Origin of the sequence: Shewanella sp. 10N.286.52.A9, assembly GCF_041468985.1 — a bacterium.
Classification (GTDB): Bacteria; Pseudomonadota; Gammaproteobacteria; order Enterobacterales; family Shewanellaceae; genus Shewanella; species Shewanella japonica.
In genome coordinates this window covers 254,145-275,801 of the sequence record NZ_JBFRJQ010000011.1, presented here as the reverse complement: position 1 = coordinate 275,801, position 21,657 = coordinate 254,145, and the positions used below count along the sequence as shown (strand labels likewise).

The window sequence follows — 21,657 nt, the reverse complement described above, 5'->3', positions numbered from 1 at the left end:
AGCAAGGCAAGTCCCAAATTGTGTTGTTTAAGCCTTTTGCAGTGTTATTGATTTAAGAGTGTGCAAGATGAACAAGTTTCAAAAATTCCCCAATCAACATAACAACATTGTGCTGACATCCATGGTTAGCATCTTACTATTATCAGCATGTGGTGGCAGTGGTGATGAGCAGCCAACACCGACGCCAGAGCCACCTGTTGTCACCTATCCTGACTTTACCGATATTACCGCAAGTGGTGGCGATACAACGACCTATGATGCCGGTAATTCTGGGCATGGTTTTTCGACACCTGCACCTAATTTATCAGAGGGCGATTTAGCACTGCACCTTGAAGGTGATGCTAACTTTGAAATTTCATTTACCACAGCACCAAATATAGAGCATCCAGAATTAGATGGTCTAGGCCCTGTTTTCAATAATGCCGACTGTAACTCGTGTCATCAACGTGATGGACGTAACTCAACGCCTTTCCTGTCAGCAGATCAAACCCGGGTCAAGCTAGGGTCTGATGCGGGAATATTCTTGCGGATCAGTAAAGCTGCAGATGTTGAATGTACCCAAGGCAATGCTGCAAATAATTATTGTGCTCCAATCCCTGTGCCTGATTTTGGTGGCCAATTGTTCCATCGCGGCGTGCTAAAGGCGCGAGCAGATTGGCAAGAAAATGCCTTTGGTGGCCAAGCTGACGTTTACTTGTCATACGAGCGTACAACAGTGACTTATGACGATGGTACCAGTGTTGAACTTAAAAAGCCGATTTTTGAAGTCGAAAATCCATATGACGCACCTAGTGAGACAAAACAAAGCACCAACATTACCTCAAATTTACTTCAAGATGATGTGTTAATGGGTTGGCGTAATGGCATGCCAGTATTTGGTTTAGGCTTATTGGAAGCGATACCTGAAGCTGCCATTCTAGCACTAGCGGATGCCGATGATAGCAACGGCGATGGTATTTCAGGTCGTCCGAATTGGGTTTTTGATGCGATTAAAGATCGCAACGGAGATGACAACCCTGTCTCTCTAGGTCGTTTTGGTTGGAAAGCCAATACGCCAAGTGTAAGAGTGCAATCTTTAGGAGCATTACGTGGTGATATTGGCATTACTAACCCGTTATTTCCTGATGAAAGTGTGGCAGGTACTAGCCTTCACGACTCCTATTTAACCCGAACAGGTTTTGTTGATACCGGTGAAGATGAAAATGGTGAGCCTGAAGTTGACCAAGCGTTTAGTGATGCAGTGGTTTTTTATGCTGAAACCTTAGCTGTACCAGCCAGACGTAATGTTGATGACTCTGATGTACGTGAAGGTGCCCGTTTATTTGCATCAATTAACTGTAGTGGTTGCCATACTCCAAGTTTTACCACTAAAACTAGCGGTGATATTGGTGGCAGTGACATCATTGATTCATTAAAGGGCCAAGTGATTTATCCTTTCACAGATATGTTATTGCACGATATGGGTGATGACTTAGCTGATGGGCGCCCTGACTTTTTGGCTAATGGTAATGAATGGCGTACTCGCCCGTTATGGGGCTTAGGGTTAACTCAAACCGTTAATCCGCAAGCTGGATTTTTGCACGATGGCCGTGCAGCGACAGTTGAAGAAGCCATTTTATGGCATGGTGGTGAAGCACAAAACAGTCAAGAGGCATTCATGGCATTGAGCAAAACTGAGCGTGATCAGTTAGTGTCATTCTTAATGTCACTTTAGTCGGCAAGTTATTATTAAGATAAGCGTGATGTCGTATTTGTAAATTGCTGATTTTCAAAATGTATAAGTGGGCATATCGTCAGATATGGCCACTTTTTTGTGAGCGAGACAAAAAATCATCATTTAATTAGCTGCTATTGCTAATATGTCGTGATCTGATTCATGTAAATTTATTCGAGATTCAATTAAGCTAGTCTTTAAATGCAGTTAGTCTATTAAAAGACATTTTTGATTCTGTAACTAACGTATCGAACAGCAGGGGAAACGTGTTAATTCTATCCCCATCTTTAAACTCGTTCTTTGTTTATCTTAGAGGTTAACGTGAGCAATATTTTAATCGTTTATTCAACAGTCCACGGCCAGACCCGTAAGATATGTGATTATATGCAAGAAAAGCTTGAGGCTGCAGGTGAAACTGTGACTTTATCAGCACTGCAAGATAAACCTGATTTATCGGCTTTTGATAAAGTCTTTATTGGCGCAAGTATTCGCCATGGTAAGCACCGCCCTGAGCTCTATCAGTATGTTGCTGCAAATAAAGCATTACTTGATACCAAGCCCAATGGTTTCTTTTCAGTTAGCTTAGTGGCGAGAAAGCCAGGTAAAAATACGCCTGAAACCAATATGTATATGCAGGCATTTCTAAAACAAAGTGAATGGCAGCCTAAAGAACTAGAAGTGTTTGGTGGTAACCTTGACTATCAATACTATGGGCCGATGGATCGTAATATTATTCGCTTTATTATGTGGATCACCAAAGGGCCAACCGACCCGCACACAAAGGTGGAATACACAGATTGGGCTAAAGTCGACAATTATGTCGAAAGAATCCTGTCTGCTTAACATCATTTAAAGCCAACATATCGAATGTTGGCTTTATTTTTAGTCGCTAAAGCAATTTTATAGCAATAGATAATCCGTGCTTTTGGCTAAAGACATACTGAGGATAGTTATGAATCAAGTGAGTAGATGGTGCCGCACCATTGCAGATAAACTGCATGTTATCGTCGTGGCCTTGAGTATCTTTTTAGTGGTAACGAGCCCATGGATATTGATTGGCAGTCGTTTACGTGCGAAAGCCAGTATTTGGGATAGCTTACATGTATACCTTGGCTTGGTTGCTGCCATATTCGGATTATTGTTTTTATTGAAGAACCTGTTAAATGGGCATTGGCGACAGTTTTTTCCGTGGCTAACATTGGATTTTGGTCAACTCGTTCAAGAAATAAAGCAAATACCGCAGGAAAGGTTACCCAGTTCAGGCGGCAAAGGGATTTTTAGTATCGTTGAAGGAATAGGCTTAGTGTTGATGGCGCTGGTCAGTATTACAGGCATCGCATGGTTTGTTTATCAAGGGTCGAGCGATGCGTTAATGTGGCGAAAATATCACATCATGTTTGCTCAAGGTTTTGTTGGCTTTTTAGTTATCCATATCATTTTTGCAGCATTTCATATTATTGATATGGTAAGAAATTCTTGAGGGCGGTTTGACGTTATCTCAGTGTTATGGAAATCAAAACTGGCGGTAAGTAACGATTGATAAACTCATTTTAGATAGTAAAAAGCCCAATCAAATGATTGGGCTTTTTGTTGTCCGATTAACAGCAATTGAGTGAGTTGCGTTATCGATTGGCGATGGTGATTACTTCTTTTCTAATGCTAAGTAATTCATCACATCAATTAGGTCACCAAGGGTGCGCATTTCATTCATGTTGATAGCGTATTTATCATTGACGATGAAAGTTGGAACGCTTTGTACTTGGAACATCACTTGCTGTTGACGCCATAGTGATAACTTTTTATTGGTGGCATCACTGTCTGCGATTTTGTCGTAAGTTGCACCATCAATACCATGAGCGGCAAAAACTTTTTTGATGTCATCACGGTTATTAATTTCTGGCTCATCATGTGTGTGGCCTGGTGCGCTATGATCGTGATGACCACCTTCACCTTGAATCGCTTGGAACATGGCAGTATTAAGCACAGCTGCATTACCCACTTCATGGATAACAGCTAATGAGCGCATGACTTCTGTACCAATGTCGCTGTTCATAAAGTCAACGTGCTTAGTTTCGAAGCTGATGCCTTTATTCAAGTTGCTTTTAATTTCTGGCAGGTACTTACTTTCCATGTTGTAACAGTTATGGCAATAAAAAGAGAAGAACTCAGAAATTTTAGGCTCGCTTGAAGCTGGTGCATCAGAAATTTTAGTGTAATGCTGTCCTTCAACAAACTTAGATGGAATCTCAGCAACTTTTTCAGCCACTGCTTCAGTCGTGACTTCAACCGCTTTTTCATTCGTTACTTCAGCAGGTTTGCCACAGCCGGTTAAGGCGATTGTGAATGCCGCAAGTGCCATAGTAAATGCTATAGGTTTAATCTTAATCATTTCAGCCTCAATAAAAGTGTCACGTTACCCGCTGGTAGTCGTGAAAAATCTTAAAATAGTCTTAATTAAGCCAAAACTTAATTGCCTTAATCTTAACAAGAATTATGACCTAAACGATGATTTATTTCAGAGTTAAATATGTGATGTGGTACGGCTTTCTATAAAAATAAATAGGCGTAAAACGCGGTGTTATCCCGCTTTTGAGCGTAAAGTTTGCCATGCTTCACAAACTTGCCGAAACTGCTCAGCATCTCCATCTGGGCGATCAGGGTGGAGTTTTAAGGCTAACTTTCGCCACTGTTTACGAATATCTTTGTCGGTTGCGGTTTCGTTTAACTCAAAAATCCGTAAAGCATGAGAGTCGTGCATGAGCTGTTGATTAGCCCCAATATACTCATGGTAACTTGACCAAAAAGACTCGAGCATTTCTTTTACGACATTGGCACAAGTGTCGTAATGTTGCCAATCAAGGTAATAGTTTTTTAACGCTTCATCATGTTGTTGCTGGTGGACAATGTCATGGGGCAATACACGACATATTTTTATATCCATTGCTTGAACCTGAAGCCACTGCTTAGGTAACAGCATGCTTTGTAATTCAAACAATGCATTCATCAATAAAAAGTTGCGTTTGAATAAATCCTTCTCAGGCAAAGGATCAAGATCATGCATCAAGCCTTTGGCTTGTAACGCACTGGCAAGATGGTGCACCTTCCAGCTTTGATGTTGGCCTTGAAGTAAAGTGAGTAGAGGCCAAATTAATGGGTTATCACTTTTAAGAGATAATGACTCATGTGATGAAAATGACTCTGGCTTAGCATTGTGTTCAGCAAGCATAGGGGCTATTTCACTATGAATGGGCAGTTAATTTACTATGCCACAGATGCACAGTGAGTCAATGGTGAAAAAATATTCAAAATGAGCTTATGCTTGAGCCATGAAAATAGCGCCAATTTGGGTGGATTGGTTTAAATAATTGCTGAAATATGTCTAGTTTCAGTAACAAATATGACGTTTCGTCACATTGCTCAAAGACAAGCAGCTATCCTTGGTATAAAATTCGCCGCAATAAAAACGATAGGGGCCCAATCCAATGACAGATAAACATTACATCAGTGCGCAGCAGTTACTTGAAGACTCTTTTAAGCTTGCGGCGCAAGTATACGATAGTGGTTTTAGACCGCAATTTATTGTTGGTATTTGGCGTGGTGGTGCACCTATTGGTATTGCAGTACAAGAGTTTTACGATTTCAAAAATGTTGAAACTGACCACATCGCAGTACGAACGTCTTCTTATTATGGTATTGGAACTGATAAGCAAAGCAAAAAAATAAAAGTGCATGGCTTACATTACATTATTGAAAATGCCAATGCAGAAGACGGTTTATTGATTGTTGATGATGTTTTTGATTCAGGCCGTAGTGTGGATGCGTTAATTGATAAACTGCAAAAGTTTATGCGCAAGAATATCCCAACAGATATTCGAGTAGCTTGCCCTTACTACAAACCCAAAAATACCGCTGTTGACTTAAAACCTGATTATTTCATCCATGAGTCTGAAGAATGGTTGGTTTTCCCTCATGAAGTGTCTGGGTTAAATCCACAAGAAATCGCTGAAGGGAAAAGTGATTTTAAGAATATTCAGCATTTGTTTAAGTAAAAGCAACGAAACTGGTTATTTTTTGCTAAACTAGCAAACTGAACAGTGCGTCAATGATAGTGACATACACGTGGTTTTAGTCCGTGTTTAGCTACTATCTTGATGCATTTTTTATTACCTAGAAAAAGATAAACATCGATTATGAGTTCTGTAGAGATATTTTCGCCGACACCACCTGTAACTAAGTCTACTGAAAAGAAACAGTTAGAGTTACTCGCGCCTGCTAAAAACGCAGACTATGGTATTGAAGCCATTCGTCATGGTGCAGATGCAGTTTACATTGGTGGGCCAGCATTTGGCGCTCGTCATAATGCCGGTAACAGTGTTGAAGATATTGCTCGATTAGCTGATTTTGCTCATCGCTATCATGCGCAAGTATTTGTCGCATTAAATACGATTTTAATGGATGACGAAATTGAGCAAGCTCAAAGTTTAATTTGGGAATTATATGAAGCGGGTGTCGATGCACTGATTATCCAAGATATGGGATTATTGCAGTTAGATTTACCACCGATTGCAATGCATGCCAGTACCCAAATGGATAATCGCACCCCTGAAAAAGCAGTATTTTTAGAGCAGGTGGGATTCTCGCAAGTGGTATTAGCCCGCGAGTTAAACTTGCCGCAAATTAAGCAAATTGCTGACAACACCAAGCTTAAATTGGAATATTTTGTCCATGGCGCATTATGTGTAAGTTACAGCGGTTTATGTAACATCAGTCATGCGTTTTCAAATCGCAGTGCTAACCGCGGTGAGTGTTCGCAAATGTGCCGCCTTCCTTGTGACTTGTCGACCCGTGATGGTGAAGTATTAGCTGAAAATGAGCATTTATTATCACTTAAAGATAATAACCAGACAGAAAACCTCGAAGCATTAATTGATGCTGGGGTGACTTCATTTAAAATTGAAGGTCGTCTTAAAGATATTAGTTACCTTAAGAATGTTACGGCTCATTATCGTCAACAGTTAGATGCGATCATTGATCGTCGTAGTGATCTAGAGTCGATGTCCCATGGCCGCAGTGAATTTACGTTTACTCCTGATCCTGAAAAGAGCTTTAACCGTGGTAAAACGGATTACTTTATTAATCAGCGCACCGCGTTGATTGAACATTTTAGCTCGCCTAAATACATAGGTGAAAAGGTCGGCACAATTGTTGGTGTTGGCCGTGACTTTATTAAAGTTGATAGTGCTAAAGCGGGTAAAACCATCGAATTTAATAATGGTGACGGTTTATGTTTTTTCATCGACGGTTACCAAAAACAGCGTCTTTCTGATAACAAGACCAAAGGGCTGCGCGTTAATCGTGCTGATGGTAATACCCTGTTTTTAACTGATGTTAGTAAAGATTTGAAAGTGGGTGTTGAGTTATTTAGAAACTTTGATCATCAATTTGATGCGTTGTTATCTAAAGATTCAGCCACCAGAAAAATACGAGTGAATATGGTACTCAATGATACCGATAGCGGCATTGCATTGACCATTAACGATAACCACGGTCATTACGCTACTACCGAGCTTGAGTGGGCAAAAGAGCTAGCAAAAGACTATGCAAAAGCCGATGCCAGCCTTCGAACTCAATTAGGAAAGCTAGGTAATAGTGATTATGTATTAGGGCAGTTACAAGTGAACTGTGCCAACAGATGGTTTTTACCAGCATCGGTAATTAATGGACTACGTCGTGACGCTATTGCGGCTTTAGATGAGAAGCGTATTAATGGGTATCAACGACCTCTTCGAGGCGAGCACGACAAAGAAGCGCGCTTCCCACAGAAGTATTTGAGCTTTCTATCAAATGTCGCTAACGATAAATCTCGAGAGTTTTATCAGCAGCACGGTGTGATTCAAATTGAAGACACCTATGAAAAGAACCAAGTGTTAACCGATGCGCCATTAATGGTCACTAAGCACTGTTTACGATATAGCTTTAATTTATGCCCTAAGGAAGTCGAGGGTATTAAGGCTGATCCTATGGTGTTAGATATCGGAAAAGATAGATTAAAGCTGGTTTTCGACTGTCAGAAATGTGAAATGATGATTGTTGGTTCAAACCAGTTAGTGAAACAATAAACTACGTATTGGCAGCAATGCCAAGTTGAGCATATTCGCGTGTAACGCGACATATTTAAGCTGTAATCAGCTAGGAAAACCGAGTAATGAGCAAAAGTAAGAAGTACGATTTTCGTGTGTTAGCCGTTGGTGATACCTTTAAAGCAGAAATCACCCGTCGTATGAGTGCAACCAAGACTGTTGTATCTAAAAGTCATGATGGCTTTGCAACTGAAGAAGAAGCGACTGCATGGGGCCAAAAAGAACTGACAGGCTTTATGGCCACACAGGCTGAGCGCAACAAACGCAAAACAGAAAAGAAAATTAAAGCAAAATCAATTGCAGACGCGATTGCTGCAGAAGCACTTATTGACGATGAAAATGAATTGAATCTAATTGATTCAGAGGATTAGCTTGAAGATTAGTAGTTAAAATAATACAGTAATACAACATTTTGGTGACATAGTTTGCTGTATTTTATTAAAAATTAACTAAACTTCACCTTTCAGCACCAATACCAAGGATGATTTCGGTATGAAAGCTTGCGCTACCCTAATAATAATTGGGGGGCTGTTATCATTCAGCCCTTCATTTAATGTAATGGCCAAAGAGCCACAACCATTTCTTAATACTATTACTGCAAACCTCGATTCAGAGGGCAGTTCAACTAAGAAAGAACTGTCAATTTTTTCAAATAAAGTCTCTTTTGTGTTACCCACTGGCTGGAAAATGGCTTTCAATGCTGAGCGTGGCACCATGTATAAAGCGGAGTTTGTTCCTGCTGGAGAGTCTCTTAGTGATTGGTCTGACTTATTTTGTATTCAAGGTTTTGAAGGGTTAGCTGACAATATCGAAAGCGCCCAGTTTTTAGATAATTTTGCTGATACCTACCAACAAAGTTGCCAAGGAGAAGTGGTTTATAACCAGTTGGGGATGACTCAAATCGGCGGTAAAGAAGCATATCATGGCATTATTGGTTGCACGGCGATGAAAAACTTATATGGCGGCGCAACGTCACGTAAGCAGCAGGGTGAAATTGGTTATTACGCCGTGATTAAAGACACTGACGATTTATATTTAATGCATAAGTCAATGCGAGGAAGTGTATTTAGTCAGTCTAACCCGCCACTCAATGCCTCAAACCACCGTGACTTTATTTCGAATATGCTTACGGTAAAGTTCTCCCGTTAACGCGCCTCACCACAAATGCTTGTCGCAAACCTGTAAGCCGTTTCTCTAATCATATTATTCAACTTATTTCGCTAGCAGTTGAATAATATGATAGATCATCATTCTTTATATCAAAAAGTAACATTAACACGTTATAATGTAATCAGTTGTTATATGTAACTGATGAACAGTCGTGTAAACAATTCAAATTTATCGTCAATTTTTTGTGGTGCCCAGCCTCTATTTCATTCAATGAATAGAATCGGGATAATCGGGAAACCAGTGAAAACCTGGTACTGCCCCCGCAACGGTAATGGTGAGAACTGAGTGCGTTAAATAGGCTTGTTGGAGAACTGACAAGTCTATAACGTTTAAAATTCAGCTTCGTGAGTCACAATGGTGACTTTATCCTGAGTCCGGAGACCGGCCCAAAAAATGATTTTGAGATTTCGGTGGGCAGATCTCGAAATGTAGCCTTACTAGCCATGAGTGAATCATTGAGTGTCAATTGAACTTGATTTCATTCAAATTGCTAGCACCTATGCTGCGGCAAATATGCCCCATTTTTCCTTTTAGGAGTTAAAGGTAAATGGGTACAAATCCAACTAAAATCGCCACTGCACTGAGCCTGATATTAAGTGTTTCTGCTGCAAGTTTTGTTTCAACTGCTAATGCTGAAACGACTAATACACCATCAACTACTGAGCCTGCTGCTATCAATGCAGAAACAGAAACCATTGTGGTCATAGGTCGAAGTGAAGCTAACCCACTGAATATTGCTGCTAACGTGCACGTCATTGGTCCCGCAGACATTGAGATGAGCGGCGCTGTAAGCTTAACTGACTTACTACGCAGCCAAGCGGGTATTCAAGTGTCTGATAATAATTCAGGTACGACCTTTGCTATGCGTGGTTTTACTGCATCGCAAGCTGCCAGTAACACTCTTATTTTGATTGATGGTCGCCGTTTAAATAATATCGATATTTCAGCGCCTAGTTTGAATGCGGTAGCGTTAAACCAAGTTGAGCGTGTCGAAGTGCTATATGGTAGTGCTGGTGTCGTATACGGTGATCAAGCCGTGGGTGGTGTCATTAATATTATCACTAAAGCTCCTAGCGGAACAGGTGGTGGTCTTGAGCTAAGCGCTGGTAGTTTTGATACCTATGAAGCTAAAGGTGATATTTCTGGCCAAATCAATGATGCATGGCGTTATTACTTAGCGGGTAGCTACAACCAAAGCGATAACTATCGTGATAATAACGAGAGTGAAACGGGCTCTATTTTAGGACGTTTACAGTATCAGTCTGATAAACAGCAGTTTTTTGTAGAAGCCAGCTACTATGACGATAATCGTCAAGCACCAGGTGCTTTAACCTTAGCGCAATTTGAAGATGATCCTAGTCAAGCAGCACCATTCACAGATGATGACTACACCCATGAAATGACCACAGCACTGCGAAGTGGTTATGAGTATCAATTAACTAATGAGTGGGCTTTAGCCGCTGATATAAATTATTCAGATACCTTAACAACTAACTTTTTATGGGGGAGTGCTGGGCGAATCGAGCGTAACTTATTTAGCTTTTCACCTAAAGCGACGGGTAATTACCAGTTAGAGCAAGGTGATTTAGACATTGTCGCTGGTATTGATTTAAGCGTTGGTGAAGCTGATTTTGATCTGGCTTACACTCAAAGAAACAATGAACAAAAAATGGCAAGCGTTTACGTTCAAGCCTCGGTGCCATTAACAAGTACATTATCTTACGTCGTGGGTGGCCGCTATAGTGAAGTGACTGATGATTTAACCGATCAAACTTTATATCCAAACGGTGTCGAGCTTGATAATGACGCCCATGCATTTGAGTTAGGTTTAAATTATCGTCCAAGTATCGAACATCGCTTTTATATTCGTGCTAATGATAACTTTCGTTTTGCTAAAGTTGATGAGCAGGCTTACACACCAGTAACCACAATAGGGTTGGACCCACAAACTGGTCGTTCATATGAAGCAGGATGGGATTGGACAGAAAGCTTATACACCTTCAAATTAAACGCTTATGTACTCGATTTAGAAGATGAAATTGTTTATGACGCTGGGCGCACAGATGGCCCACAAGGTGGCGGTGCAAACGTTAATGCGGATGCATCTCGCCGTTTTGGGGTTAACACCAGCTTCGATGTTCAATTATCAGAAGATTGGTTATTAGGTGCATCATATGATTACATTGATGCTGAGTTCACTGAAGGTGAAAATGAAGGTAAGGCTTTGTCTTGGGTTGCTGAACATAATGCACGTGCTTATGTCAGTTATGACATTGCAAGTGAGTGGCAAGTGTTTGCTGAAGGCATTTACACCGGTGAGCGTTATATCGAAGGTGATAATGCCAATGTTGACCCTAAATTAGACAGCTATGTGTTAGCTAACCTTGCACTGAACTACACTCGTGATAATTGGTCTGCAAGTTTGCGTGCGGATAATTTATTTGATGAAGAGTACGTCAGCGCTGGCTATTACTCTGCATGGGGTAATGGTTATTATTCAGGGAATGGCCGCTCTGTACGTTTGACTGCTGGATACCGTTTTTAGAAGTGATTGTTTTTTAAACGGTGGAAAAAATCCAAACAGGATAAAACACTAGAAAAATTAAAGCCGACAACTCGCTTGTCGGCTTTTTGTTTGATTAAGGATTAATTACTTGACCTTTATGCTGCTTATGTGGATAAATCTCGTTAGAGAAATATAAAAATGTGAAAGGGAAGCAGTACAATATGACCTATCTTGAGCAACAAGTGTTAACTCAAGTCAAAGCTATTATCGGTAACGAAGAACAAGTGATTGGTCGTCGCGGTATTTTGATCCCTTTGAAGAAAGCCCTCATTAATGAAGCTGATATCCGTGTGTTAATTGATATCGTTTCTAGCGATCCTGCGTTAGCTGCACACTTATTATGGCGCAGTAATACGGCTCAAGCTGGTGGTATTATTTCGACTAAAAATCGCAGCATTAAAGATGCACTTATCCGTTTAGGTCAAGTGAATATTTATCGTTACGCGTTTTCATTTTATTTAAAAGAACGTCTTGATGAGCTTAAAGAACCATACAGTAAATTGGTCAAAGGCTATTGGGCGTTAACTGAAAGTATCGCCGTCGATGCGGTGCAGCATCTACGTGATATTGAAGAAAGCGATCAACCGATTGATATTGATGCTGATGAAGTACAAACCTTAGCCTTATTCAGCGTTTTTGGTCAGGTGATAACCTTGAGTGCATTTGCGTTTTTAAATGCCGCATCAGAAAAAGCTATCTCACTACAAGTGATTAAAACCCTCATTGATACTCAACAACAAAGTCTGTCTATAGAAGCATTTGAAGCATTAGGGCTTGATGATGATTTACGTAATGAGTTTATGATTGCTCATAATATCAAGCAGACAGATAACGCGAACTCTGCAGGCATGGTGTTAAGGCATGTTTTAGCGAAACGTAATGTTTTGATAAATCCACTATCTGATATCGATTCGTGATGTAACTCATTCATCCACTGGTTTTTAAATATCAAATATTAAATAACAAAAATGCCACTGAATCAGTGGCATTTTTTATGGTGTCTCTAACACTTTCTTGCTTTAGTGTTGTTGAGCTAACCTTTGCAACTTTAACCCTTCAGCAGCAACTAAGGTCAACCACTTTTGAATCAAGTTGGTGTTAGCGGCATTACGACGGTAAGCCGCAAATAATGGCCGTTTAAGGCCTTCTGCTCCCAGTCTCACAGAGGATAGGTTTAGCCCATGGCTTTCGTTAATTGACCAACTTGGTAATGCGGCAATACCGTCATTGCATGCAACTCGTTGTAACAGCATTGCGGTTAAATCACATTGTTTTTGCTCACCCGCTTCAACACCAGCAGGCTCCAAAAAGTGCTTATAAATATCTAAGCGTTGCAGCGGTACAGGGTATGAAATTAGGGTTTGTTTAGCCAGTTGTTCAGGTTTAATAAACGTTTCTTTTGCTAATGGATTATCGTTAGCAACAACCAATTTAACCTCAAAATCAAATAAGTGTTGGTACGCTAATGCATGTCCTGGCACAGGATCTGAGGTGAGCACAATATCGAGTTCGCCCAGCTCTAAAGCATTTAAAGAATCAAATAAGTGACGGCTCGACAAATCGATACGACCATCAGGTGCTAATTGCTTAAATGCTTCAGTGACAGGCATTAACCAACGAAAACAACTGTGGCATTCAATCCCCAATTTTAATGACTGAGATTCTGCATCTAAACCTTTTTTCAAATCAGATTCGGTGACCATCACTTTAGGTAAAATTTCTTCGGCAAGGTTCAGTAATCTTGCCCCTTCTTGGGTAAACGATAATGGCTTACTTTTACGGATAAAGATGGCTGAATTAATACGGGTTTCCAATTCTTTAATTTGGTGTGATAGCGCTGATTGGGTAACGAACCGTTTTTTGGCAGCACCAGCAAGGCTACCACTCTCTTTTAGTGCCATCAAAGTACGAAGATGTCTCAGCTCTATCATATTATCCTCACATGAATTTTGCTCAACTTACGGGTGAAATCAATTCGATTGCTTAATGACAGACTATCACAATAAACTTCTAGACGTCCAGACGCCTGTGTAATTAATTTACAGAAATGTGTGTTTTTTGTTAATTAAATGGCGTTTTTGATATGAGAATTACAAGATTAATGTTTATAAGTCCCTACAATGTTTAATAATTTGCCGTTTTGAGTAAGAGATGAGCACTGAATAACATTTGATATGAATTTCATCACCCAGATGGTTGAGCTTGTTGACGGTTGAATTGTATAGGGGGAGCAATTTGGACAGTTCTATGAAGCTAATGTCGTAGGTGACAAATGCTGATTAAGCTGAGTGAAGTAGCATTGATAATGCTGAAATTAAGCAGACTTTAATAGATTACCTATACTGAATAAATCTTCTTATTTAAGTAACGGAGTGATAATGAGCCATACATACAAACTGATTGAATTAACGGGATCTTCTCCCATTAGCTCAGATGATGCGATTAAAAATGCGATAGCTGCAGCGAATAAATCTATCAAGCATATGCGTTGGTTTCAGGTCGTAGAGACAAGAGGGCATTTAGAAGAAGGGTTAATTGCTCATTGGCAAGTGACAATTAAGGTGGGCTTTACCTTAGATCAAAGTTAATGGTTTTTATCTGTAATCAGCGCAAATGTGGATGGTAATCTTATACTCATTTGTCGCTGATTTTGTTTACTCATCTTTAATGAGGCTATGCATTTCAGTGATGATATTGCGCCATTATTAATGGTGACTATGCATCTCTTGGTAAGCCTTTTTCGATACTTCTCACCACTCGCTGTGTTTTACGGTTAACCGCGTTTTCATGGTTTTGTTGCTGCTCTTGAAGTGCCCATTCAATGTGTTCAATGACCATTTCATCAACTTCTTCAGACTGCTTTTTAGCATTAAGTGCGCGAATAATATTCTCACTAAAAGGTGCGTTGCCTATGGCAATAGCGATATTACGTAACCAATTTTTGTGGCCTATACGACGTATTGGGCTACCTTCAGTAAGTGATAAAAACTGCTTTTCGCTCCAAGAAAATAGAGTTAATAAATCCGGTTGTATTAATTGCTGGCGAATGTGAAAGTCGCTTTGTTCTGTCAGCGGTGCTCTTGCGTTAATAGGGCACACTAGTTGGCAGTCATCGCAGCCATAAATGCGATTGCCGATGGCCTTACGGAACTCAAGCGGAATAGCGCCTTGAAGCTCGATGGTTAAATAAGAGATACAGCGACTACCATCAACAACATTATTGTCCAAAATGGCATTGGTTGGACATGATTTAATACAGGCAACACAGGTATTGCAGCTTTGCTCTATTGGAATATCAATGGGTAATGGCACATTAGTGAGCACTTCACCTAAAAAAAACCAACTGCCCGCTTCAGGATGTAACAACAATGAATGCTTACCGGTCCAGCCTAAACCTGCTTTTTCTGCGAGTGGGCGCTCAAGGATAGGTGCTGAGTCGACAAAAGGTCGAAAGTCGACTCCTGTAACACCAAGTGTTTGGCAATGAGCGACAATTTTATCGCCAAGTTTTTTCAGCTGTTTTCGAATGAGTTTGTGATAGTCACGACCGCCAGCGTAGCGAGAAATATAACCTAGATTTGGGTTAGCAAGATTGGTTGCAAATCCGGCCTGTGGAGGAAGGTAATCCATTCTAGCACTCAATACTCGAACGGTACCTGGGTGCAATTCATGGGGCCTTGCCCGCATCATTCCGTGGTTGGCCATATAGCTCATTTCACCATGGTAACCTTGGTCTAGCCAGTGTTGTAGTTTAGGTTCTTGTTCTGCTAAATCTGTGTCTGTTATGCCTAATTGAGCAAACCCTAACTCGATAGCCCATGCTTTAATTAACCGCGCAAGGCTGGTTGATTCTTGTGTGGTGAGGGCACGGCTTAACACTGGCGGTATGCTGGTGGCTTGGGGATCTGGAACAGGCTGAGTGTTCGTAGCCGAAGGTAGATTAGACATATGACATAAACACGCTTTGCAACTGTGATGATATCGATATTATACGTGTTTATGCATTAGTCATCATCATGAAAGTAAACGATCTGGTTTCGACCTTGGTGTTTTGCTCTGTAAAGCGCCAAATCAGCTTTTTTGATTAACTGAGATAAGGTGGTTTCTCCGTGGCTAGTGCTGACGCCACCACTGATTGTGACCTCAAGGTTGTCACTAAAATTGGAGAATTGGTATAAATTAACGCTTGCTGAAATTTCCTGAGCTAAGCTAACAGCAGCTTGAGAACGGGCTTTGGGGAGCAAAATGATAAATTCTTCTCCTCCAACACGCCCTGCAATATCATCCTCTTTGATGTGTTTACGAATAATATTAGCAACAGCTTTTAATACTCTATCACCACATACATGACCGTGGTTATCATTAACCTTTTTAAAGTGGTCGATATCAATCGAAATAATAGAAAGAGGGGTTTTATCTTGAATATGCTTATCAAACGCACTATTGGCTCTACGATAAAAGCTCAATCTATTGGGGAGTTGAGTCAATAAGTCTGTTAGCGCTAAATACTTTAATTGCTTAGACTTTTTATTGAGAAATACGCTGAATAACACTAATGTGAGTACTGATGCTACTCCTAACATCAATGCCAAAACCTGTAAGCGTTCATTATCCTGTCTGATAACAAGTTGCTCATCTTTAAGTTGATGAAAGGCGACTAACTCTGCGTTTTCTGCTTCTAATTTTTGGCTGTCAAATCGAACGCGCATCTCTGTACTAGCTTGGTTTTTAAGGGCTTTATCTAGCAATACATGAATGTCGTATAAGGCTAACTGTGCTTCGTACGCTTGTTGCCACCATTCAAGTGATTCATAAATTTCAACTTGTAGTTTGAGTAACATCTCGTGGCCACGTTTATTGTTATTTTTATCAAATCCCGCAATGGCTTTTTCTAAATGGGGTAATGCTGCTTGTGTTTGACCGAGTCCATGTTTAGCTTGGGCTTGGTGTAGTTGCAAGAAACTATAATGGGTATCAACAGCTGGACTGACGATGTTTTCGTATTGATTTAAATAGTTGAGTGCTTGCTGATATTGACCTAGGTGTATAAGTGCCGATGACATATCAACAGCAACCCGGGCAACGAATGTGGGGTCGGTATGCACTTTTTGATAATAATTGTAAATTGATAAATAGTTGTCTGCTGCCTTTTGATATTGTTGCAAATCTTCATAGGCGTAAGCCATATCGTTTTTTACGATCATGACTAAGGCCGTTTGTCCTGTTGAACTAAATTGACGTTCAACTTCCTGGTAGTATTTAAGTGCTGTGTCAGTTTCACCTAATCTGCGGTAGGTAATCGCTAAATCAAGTAACCCTAAATGTTCTAGTGTTGGTAAGTTAAGCCCTTGGTAGATTTCATAAGACTGCAGCAAGTTTTCTAACGCAATAGCAAAGTCACCGGTATAAGAAGCAATTTGACCTAGCATGGAGTAAGCGTCAGCTATTAAGCGTAAGTGTTCGATTTGTTTAGCGTCAGCTAGCGCTTGTTTTATTAATTCATTTGCGTTGTTTATTTCACCACGGTAACGCAGGAGCGTTGCTTCACATAGTGATAATTCAATGCGAATGGCGTGTGGCATTTCTGGGTAATTTTCATAGGCATTGATAATGAAACTTGCTGCCTGCTCATTTTGTTCTGGCTCAAAAAAGTTAAAAGCTAAGCATTGTTTAGGTAACAGTTTATGGGTTCTAACCATGTCACCTTTAGTGATCATTTGCGTAAGTTGCTCTATGGTTTGTGGATAGCGTTCATCATTGATATCGCCATGATCAACGATGGTAAACAGCGCATCAAATTCAGGGTTACTGAATTCATTGGCTTCCATTGTATTGGCCAAAGATGTGATTGATAACAATAAGCTTAATAAACCCAAGCAACCTTTTAGCAACGCGGGCAGCCTTAAATAATGCTTCATTGCTGTTCCTCCCTTTCATGAGAGGAGCAATCTTGAAAATGAACCGTATTATCACGCCCGTTATTTTTCGCTTTATAAAGTGCAATATCGGCTTGCTTTAACTGAGCTGAAATTGTGGTTGATGACGTCACACTACTGATACCAATACTGGCGGTAAAAGGTTTATTCATTGCCAAGGAGGTCGTGTCTATTAATTTTACTTTTTGGTTAATGTTGGCAGCAAAACGAATGGCTTGCGTTTTATCGGTACTTGGCATGATGATTAAAAACTCTTCACCACCAATACGAGATAAGGTGTAATCTTTATTCAGTATGCTTAAACATTGCTTAGCAATGAGTTGAAGAGCACGATCTCCCGCATCATGACCGTATTGATCATTGACTGATTTAAAGTGGTCAACATCCAAAAGTAGAATCGAAAATTGGTTTTTTTGTGCCAATAACTTACTTAACACTTGATAAGCGAATAATCGATTGGGCAGCTCAGTGAGCGGATCTGTTAATGATAAGTTTTTGTATTGAATTGATTTTTTTATTAGCTTTATTAAAAACGTCACAAGAATAATAAAAAATACCGCAGTTAACATTAACGCTATGTATTGTAATCGCTGCTTTGTTTTTAGGGCTTCAAGTTGTTGTTCTTTCAATGCTTGAAACTGCAATAATTGGTCTTGTTGATCTTCGAGTTGTTTAGAGTCGAATCGTATTCTCATTTCAGAGTTATAGGTTTCTTGTGTTGCTTTATCCAGTTCAAGATGGATAGTCAGAAATTGATGATGCCAATGATTAGCCGTTTTGTAATCCTGTTGTTGGGCAAAGTATTCACTAATGAGTTGGTAAATAAGGGAAAGCCCTTTTTTATTATTGTATTTTTTAAAGCTTCTTTCAGCTTCTATAAAATGACGCAATGCTTGCTCATTGAGTGATTGCAAGAAACGTAATTCAAATAGATAAGCATGCATATAGCCATAATGAGAGAACATTTCTTCATCAATAATGGTTTGTGCATCAGTCAGAATCCTATCAGCTTCTTCTAATCGTGATAGTTTGATTAACGGTGCAGCCATATCGACTTTAATACGCGTTTGATACAGCTGGTTGTTCGATTTATTGGCGACGTTTAATACATCTTGAAAATATGCTAAAGCGGTTTGATATTCACCATTATCAAGTTTTATGTAAGCCAATGAATGCTGAACAATCGCCAGTAAAATGTGACTTTGGTTTTCAATGAGACGCTGCTCGGCAATGCCATAATAATATAGTGCTTTATCGTTATCGCCTAAGCGTCTGTAAGCACTCGCCAATTCGATAATATTCAAATTAGCCGAGTTTGTATGGCCGATTTTTTGGTGAAGCTCATAGGACTTGCTAATGCTTTCTATAGCATTAAAAAACTGGTTTTCAAATAGCGCCTGTTGACCAATAGAGTTATGAACACTCGCTAATACATTTTCATCGTTAAGCTCTGTCGCTGAAGCTAGCATTGCTAGGTTGATTGCTTTAGCTTGCTCATGCTTACCGAGGTAACGTAGTGCTTTAGAGCGGCAAAGGTTCAATAATATCGGGGTGCTTTTCGCATAATAATGACCGTTTGATATTGAGTCTGTTGATTTGATTAAGGCGTGCAACTTATCAGTTTCATGTGCACGAACTTGTTTACATGTAAACGTCTCAAGAGCTTGAAGGCGAGGTAAGTCATTAGGAGCAATAAGGGCTTTAAGCTCCAGCAATTTTTCATCGGTGAATAACGTGCCTGTCAGTTCATCATTATTGAACTGATTGAAAATATCGTCTGCAGCTTGGTTTTGTATAGGGTTAGCGAAAACGTGTTGGGTAAAACAACCTAATAAAATCAAACATAGACAAAAAGTGAGTTTAATAATTGGACTCGTAATCTTGTTTATAAAAGGCCAATAATGTCGTTGACACAGCAATGTGTTATACCGTTTTAACGCAGTTTCTTCCTGCAGATTTTGCTTGATAAAGTGCATTATCGACACGCAAAAGCATGTTTTCAAAATTATCGCCATTTTGATAATGCGTGACGCCTGCACTGACCGTTTGTTTAAGCTCTGGCGCGATAGTATCCCAATCAGCGTCAGCAATTCTCACAATAAACCTACTTGCGATATCATAAGCTTGTTGTTCATTTGCTCCAGGTAATAAAATCAGGAACTCTTCCCCTCCGACTCTACCAACAGTATCGGATTTACGCATCAACTCTTTTGCTATTTTAGCAAGTTTTATCAACACTTTGTCGCCAATGTCATGTCCTAGCGTATCGTTGACTTTCTTGAAATGATCCGCATCAAAAGAAATAACCGAAAATTGGCTATGCTCGGTTTTTGCTTGGTTAATATATGTTTTAGCTAACGCGTAGGTATGGCGTCGGTTAGCCAGTTTCGTGAGCTCATCAGTCAATGCAAGATCTTTGAATTTTTGTTTGCGCTTGACTTGTTTTACCGCATATATAGTCACGATGATTAAAATGATCGCGACCAATATAATGATAATGTTTTGCAATCGTTTGTTTTGCTCAAGCGCTGCTAATTCTTTTTCCTTTATGAGCTGTATTGAGAGTAAGTTTTGATTTTCAGCTTCAATTTTATCGGTGTTAAACCGTGCTCTCATTTCACTATTTCGACTCGTTAGACTGAGTTGATCAAGCTTATGATGAACGTTGAGATAATCTGTTAGTGCTTGATGAGCAGATTGGTAATCTTTAATGGATAAATAGATTTGATTTCGTAGAGTGTATAGCTGGCTTAACCCACGATCGTTATTGCTAACATTAAACCCTGATTCAGCTTCTTCAGCATATTCCAGGGCTTTTTCGGGATGTTGTTTAATCAGTGCCGCTTGGGCACTGAATAATTTCATGAAACTAAAAAGGCCATCAAATTCAATTGTGACTGTATTTTCTGCTTGCTCTAAAATTTCAACAGCTTCATCTACTTGATTCAACTTGATTAATATTCCAGCCATATCTACAGCAGAAGCTGCAGCTGAAAGTGAATTCTTTTGTTGGTGCCAATATTGGTAACTTTTTTGATGTCGCTCTAAAGCCAATTGATTATCACCTAATGCCTCATAGGAGTAGGCTATTTGCGTATTGGTATCAAACGCTTCTACTAGCTGATTATTATCTAGGTATGCTTTTTCAAGTTTGAGTTGATATGTCAGTGCCATTTGCGGGTCGCCAAAACGGCGATAGCTATTGGCTATTTCACTTAAATTAACCCGTGCCCAGTAAGTTAGGTTGAGTTGTTCATACATGGATTGAGCAGGGATTAGGTCTTCAAGGGCACCAGTGTAATCACCTTCATAAGATAACATGGTGCCTCTCATGCTTCTGCCATCTGCTATTAAGCGCATATTTTCAATCAAATACGCTTCTTTAATTGCTGCGTCATAATCCAATTTCGCTTGTTCCGGTTTACCTGAATATTGGTAATGTGAACCGCGACATAATAATAAATCTGCATGCAGCTCTGAAGGATAGCTTTTTTGATGCGCCTCCATTAATACTTCGGCATGCTTGATGGCTTTTTGAAACTCCTCGGTCGTTTCAGAAGGATGGTACCAACATTGGAGTGGGATAAGCTTTTCACGTTGCTTTATATCGTCAGCTGGGATTAATTGATCAAGCTCTGCAAGATACTTGTTTAATAACTCAAGATCGCCTTCTTCTCCCAAAAAAAATATCTCAAATAACTGATCTATTCGTTGTTGAGGGGTGCTGCTGGCTGTTGCTACTTGAGTTAGCAAAGACACGCTAATAGCGAAAGCGAGTGCATATTTAAGCAGAGTGTTGATTAGGTTTTTCTCATATTGTTTATAAATATTATTCCATTATGGCATATAATTATAATTGTTCAATCAAGTGGCTAAAAGTAAATGCAGTGTATGTCGTTTGTGTTTAAAACTAATTAAATTAGTTGCTTAGTGTTACTTTAATAACATTTGTTTTGGTTATAATAGTTAAATTATTATAAACTAAAACAAATGTACTAGTCAGGTGTCTATTCACTTTGTTAACCTTCTCAAACATCATTTAAATAATTGTGAAAAAATACCAAAATAAAATAATGGTAGTAGATTTTTTTAGATGAATTTGGGGTGGCAAGATGAATTTTTACTCGGCAA

General features: G+C 39.7%; 17 protein-coding genes and 1 riboswitch. Of the genes, 10 read left to right on the top strand and 7 right to left on the bottom strand.

Features of this window, described 5'->3' with window-relative positions; genetic code table 11:
* Positions 1-121 precede the first annotated feature (121 nt).
* The 3 genes from AB4128_RS10850 to AB4128_RS10840 all read left to right on the top strand — a co-directional run bounded on the left by AB4128_RS10850 (position 122) and on the right by AB4128_RS10840 (position 3,194).
* Positions 122-1,714, top strand: coding sequence for a di-heme oxidoredictase family protein (locus tag AB4128_RS10850; protein WP_372037661.1), 1,593 nt, complete (start codon positions 122-124; stop codon positions 1,712-1,714).
* A 321-nt stretch (positions 1,715-2,035) separates the two neighbouring features.
* A complete protein-coding gene (gene hemG, locus AB4128_RS10845; RefSeq protein ID WP_055026475.1) occupies positions 2,036-2,557 on the top strand; it encodes a menaquinone-dependent protoporphyrinogen IX dehydrogenase in 522 nt (173 codons plus the stop codon).
* A 109-nt stretch (positions 2,558-2,666) separates the two neighbouring features.
* The gene (locus AB4128_RS10840) at positions 2,667-3,194 is read left to right on the top strand and encodes a cytochrome b/b6 domain-containing protein (RefSeq protein ID WP_372037644.1); all 528 of its coding nucleotides are present in this window, start codon (positions 2,667-2,669) and stop codon (positions 3,192-3,194) included.
* A gap of 162 nt (positions 3,195-3,356) precedes the next feature.
* On the opposite strand, the gene AB4128_RS10835 is transcribed toward AB4128_RS10840, so the two are convergent.
* Positions 3,357-4,103 (bottom strand): thiol:disulfide interchange protein DsbA/DsbL, encoded by a 747-nt coding sequence (locus tag AB4128_RS10835; RefSeq protein ID WP_372037643.1) that lies wholly within the window; start codon positions 4,101-4,103, stop codon positions 3,357-3,359.
* Between the two features lie 189 nt (positions 4,104-4,292).
* Entirely contained in the window at positions 4,293-4,940 is a 648-nt protein-coding gene (locus AB4128_RS10830; RefSeq protein WP_372037642.1) for a DNA-J related domain-containing protein, read from the bottom strand.
* Between the two features lie 256 nt (positions 4,941-5,196).
* On the opposite strand from AB4128_RS10830, the gene AB4128_RS10825 reads away from it, so the two are divergent.
* The 6 genes from AB4128_RS10825 (at position 5,197) to AB4128_RS10800 (ending at position 12,507) form a co-directional block, all read left to right on the top strand.
* Positions 5,197-5,763: a phosphoribosyltransferase gene (locus tag AB4128_RS10825; protein ID WP_055026273.1), complete on the top strand. Its 567-nt coding sequence runs from the start codon at positions 5,197-5,199 to the stop codon at positions 5,761-5,763.
* A 141-nt stretch (positions 5,764-5,904) separates the two neighbouring features.
* Positions 5,905-7,833, top strand: a complete 1,929-nt coding sequence (locus AB4128_RS10820; RefSeq protein WP_372037641.1) for a U32 family peptidase — start codon at positions 5,905-5,907, stop codon at positions 7,831-7,833.
* Between the two features lie 86 nt (positions 7,834-7,919).
* Positions 7,920-8,225 (top strand): DUF3622 domain-containing protein, encoded by a 306-nt coding sequence (locus AB4128_RS10815; protein WP_119968390.1) that lies wholly within the window; start codon positions 7,920-7,922, stop codon positions 8,223-8,225.
* Between the two features lie 121 nt (positions 8,226-8,346).
* Positions 8,347-9,003 (top strand): hypothetical protein, encoded by a 657-nt coding sequence (locus tag AB4128_RS10810; RefSeq protein ID WP_372037640.1) that lies wholly within the window; start codon positions 8,347-8,349, stop codon positions 9,001-9,003.
* Positions 9,004-9,192: 189 nt separating this feature from the next.
* Positions 9,193-9,429, top strand: a riboswitch (cobalamin riboswitch).
* A gap of 142 nt (positions 9,430-9,571) precedes the next feature.
* The gene (locus AB4128_RS10805) at positions 9,572-11,569 is read left to right on the top strand and encodes a TonB-dependent receptor (RefSeq protein ID WP_282166299.1); all 1,998 of its coding nucleotides are present in this window, start codon (positions 9,572-9,574) and stop codon (positions 11,567-11,569) included.
* Between the two features lie 182 nt (positions 11,570-11,751).
* Positions 11,752-12,507: an HDOD domain-containing protein gene (locus tag AB4128_RS10800; RefSeq protein ID WP_055026268.1), complete on the top strand. Its 756-nt coding sequence runs from the start codon at positions 11,752-11,754 to the stop codon at positions 12,505-12,507.
* 102 nt (positions 12,508-12,609) lie between these two features.
* Here the strand turns inward: AB4128_RS10800 and AB4128_RS10795 are convergent, their stop codons facing one another.
* Positions 12,610-13,521: a LysR family transcriptional regulator gene (locus AB4128_RS10795; RefSeq protein WP_065108741.1), complete on the bottom strand. Its 912-nt coding sequence runs from the start codon at positions 13,519-13,521 to the stop codon at positions 12,610-12,612.
* A gap of 447 nt (positions 13,522-13,968) precedes the next feature.
* On the opposite strand from AB4128_RS10795, the gene AB4128_RS10790 reads away from it, so the two are divergent.
* On the top strand, positions 13,969-14,178 hold the full coding sequence (locus AB4128_RS10790) for a dodecin (RefSeq protein ID WP_055026266.1): 210 nt from the start codon (positions 13,969-13,971) through the stop codon (positions 14,176-14,178).
* 127 nt (positions 14,179-14,305) lie between these two features.
* Here AB4128_RS10790 and queG read toward each other — a convergent pair whose 3' ends face one another.
* The 4 genes from queG to AB4128_RS10770 all read right to left on the bottom strand — a co-directional run bounded on the left by queG (position 14,306) and on the right by AB4128_RS10770 (position 21,279).
* Positions 14,306-15,538, bottom strand: coding sequence for a tRNA epoxyqueuosine(34) reductase QueG (gene queG / locus AB4128_RS10785; RefSeq protein ID WP_372037639.1), 1,233 nt, complete (start codon positions 15,536-15,538; stop codon positions 14,306-14,308).
* A 56-nt stretch (positions 15,539-15,594) separates the two neighbouring features.
* Complete coding sequence (locus AB4128_RS10780; RefSeq protein WP_372037638.1) at positions 15,595-17,508, bottom strand: diguanylate cyclase; 1,914 nt, start codon at positions 17,506-17,508, stop codon at positions 15,595-15,597.
* Complete coding sequence (locus AB4128_RS10775) at positions 17,505-19,367, bottom strand: diguanylate cyclase domain-containing protein (protein ID WP_372037637.1); 1,863 nt, start codon at positions 19,365-19,367, stop codon at positions 17,505-17,507. Before AB4128_RS10775 ends, AB4128_RS10780 begins: the two co-directional genes overlap by 4 nt.
* Before the next feature lie 82 nt (positions 19,368-19,449).
* Positions 19,450-21,279 (bottom strand): diguanylate cyclase, encoded by a 1,830-nt coding sequence (locus AB4128_RS10770; protein WP_372037636.1) that lies wholly within the window; start codon positions 21,277-21,279, stop codon positions 19,450-19,452.
* Between the last annotated feature and the right edge of the window lie 378 nt (positions 21,280-21,657).

Bases quoted from the DNA above. Each gene is read 5' to 3' on its own strand.
- AB4128_RS10850 (WP_372037661.1), top strand. From the start codon at position 122: ATGGTTAGCATCTTACTATTATCAGCATGTGGTGGCAGTGGTGATGAG.
- AB4128_RS10840 (WP_372037644.1), top strand. From the start codon at position 2,667: ATGAATCAAGTGAGTAGATGGTGCCGCACCATTGCAGATAAACTGCAT.
- AB4128_RS10835 (WP_372037643.1), bottom strand. From the start codon at position 4,103: ATGATTAAGATTAAACCTATAGCATTTACTATGGCACTTGCGGCATTC.
- AB4128_RS10830 (WP_372037642.1), bottom strand. From the start codon at position 4,940: ATGCTTGCTGAACACAATGCTAAGCCAGAGTCATTTTCATCACATGAG.
- AB4128_RS10825 (WP_055026273.1), top strand. From the start codon at position 5,197: ATGACAGATAAACATTACATCAGTGCGCAGCAGTTACTTGAAGACTCT.
- AB4128_RS10820 (WP_372037641.1), top strand. From the start codon at position 5,905: ATGAGTTCTGTAGAGATATTTTCGCCGACACCACCTGTAACTAAGTCT.
- AB4128_RS10815 (WP_119968390.1), top strand. From the start codon at position 7,920: ATGAGCAAAAGTAAGAAGTACGATTTTCGTGTGTTAGCCGTTGGTGAT.
- AB4128_RS10810 (WP_372037640.1), top strand. From the start codon at position 8,347: ATGAAAGCTTGCGCTACCCTAATAATAATTGGGGGGCTGTTATCATTC.
- AB4128_RS10805 (WP_282166299.1), top strand. From the start codon at position 9,572: ATGGGTACAAATCCAACTAAAATCGCCACTGCACTGAGCCTGATATTA.
- AB4128_RS10800 (WP_055026268.1), top strand. From the start codon at position 11,752: ATGACCTATCTTGAGCAACAAGTGTTAACTCAAGTCAAAGCTATTATC.
- AB4128_RS10795 (WP_065108741.1), bottom strand. From the start codon at position 13,521: ATGATAGAGCTGAGACATCTTCGTACTTTGATGGCACTAAAAGAGAGT.
- AB4128_RS10790 (WP_055026266.1), top strand. From the start codon at position 13,969: ATGAGCCATACATACAAACTGATTGAATTAACGGGATCTTCTCCCATT.
- queG (WP_372037639.1), bottom strand. From the start codon at position 15,538: ATGTCTAATCTACCTTCGGCTACGAACACTCAGCCTGTTCCAGATCCC.
- AB4128_RS10780 (WP_372037638.1), bottom strand. From the start codon at position 17,508: ATGAAGCATTATTTAAGGCTGCCCGCGTTGCTAAAAGGTTGCTTGGGT.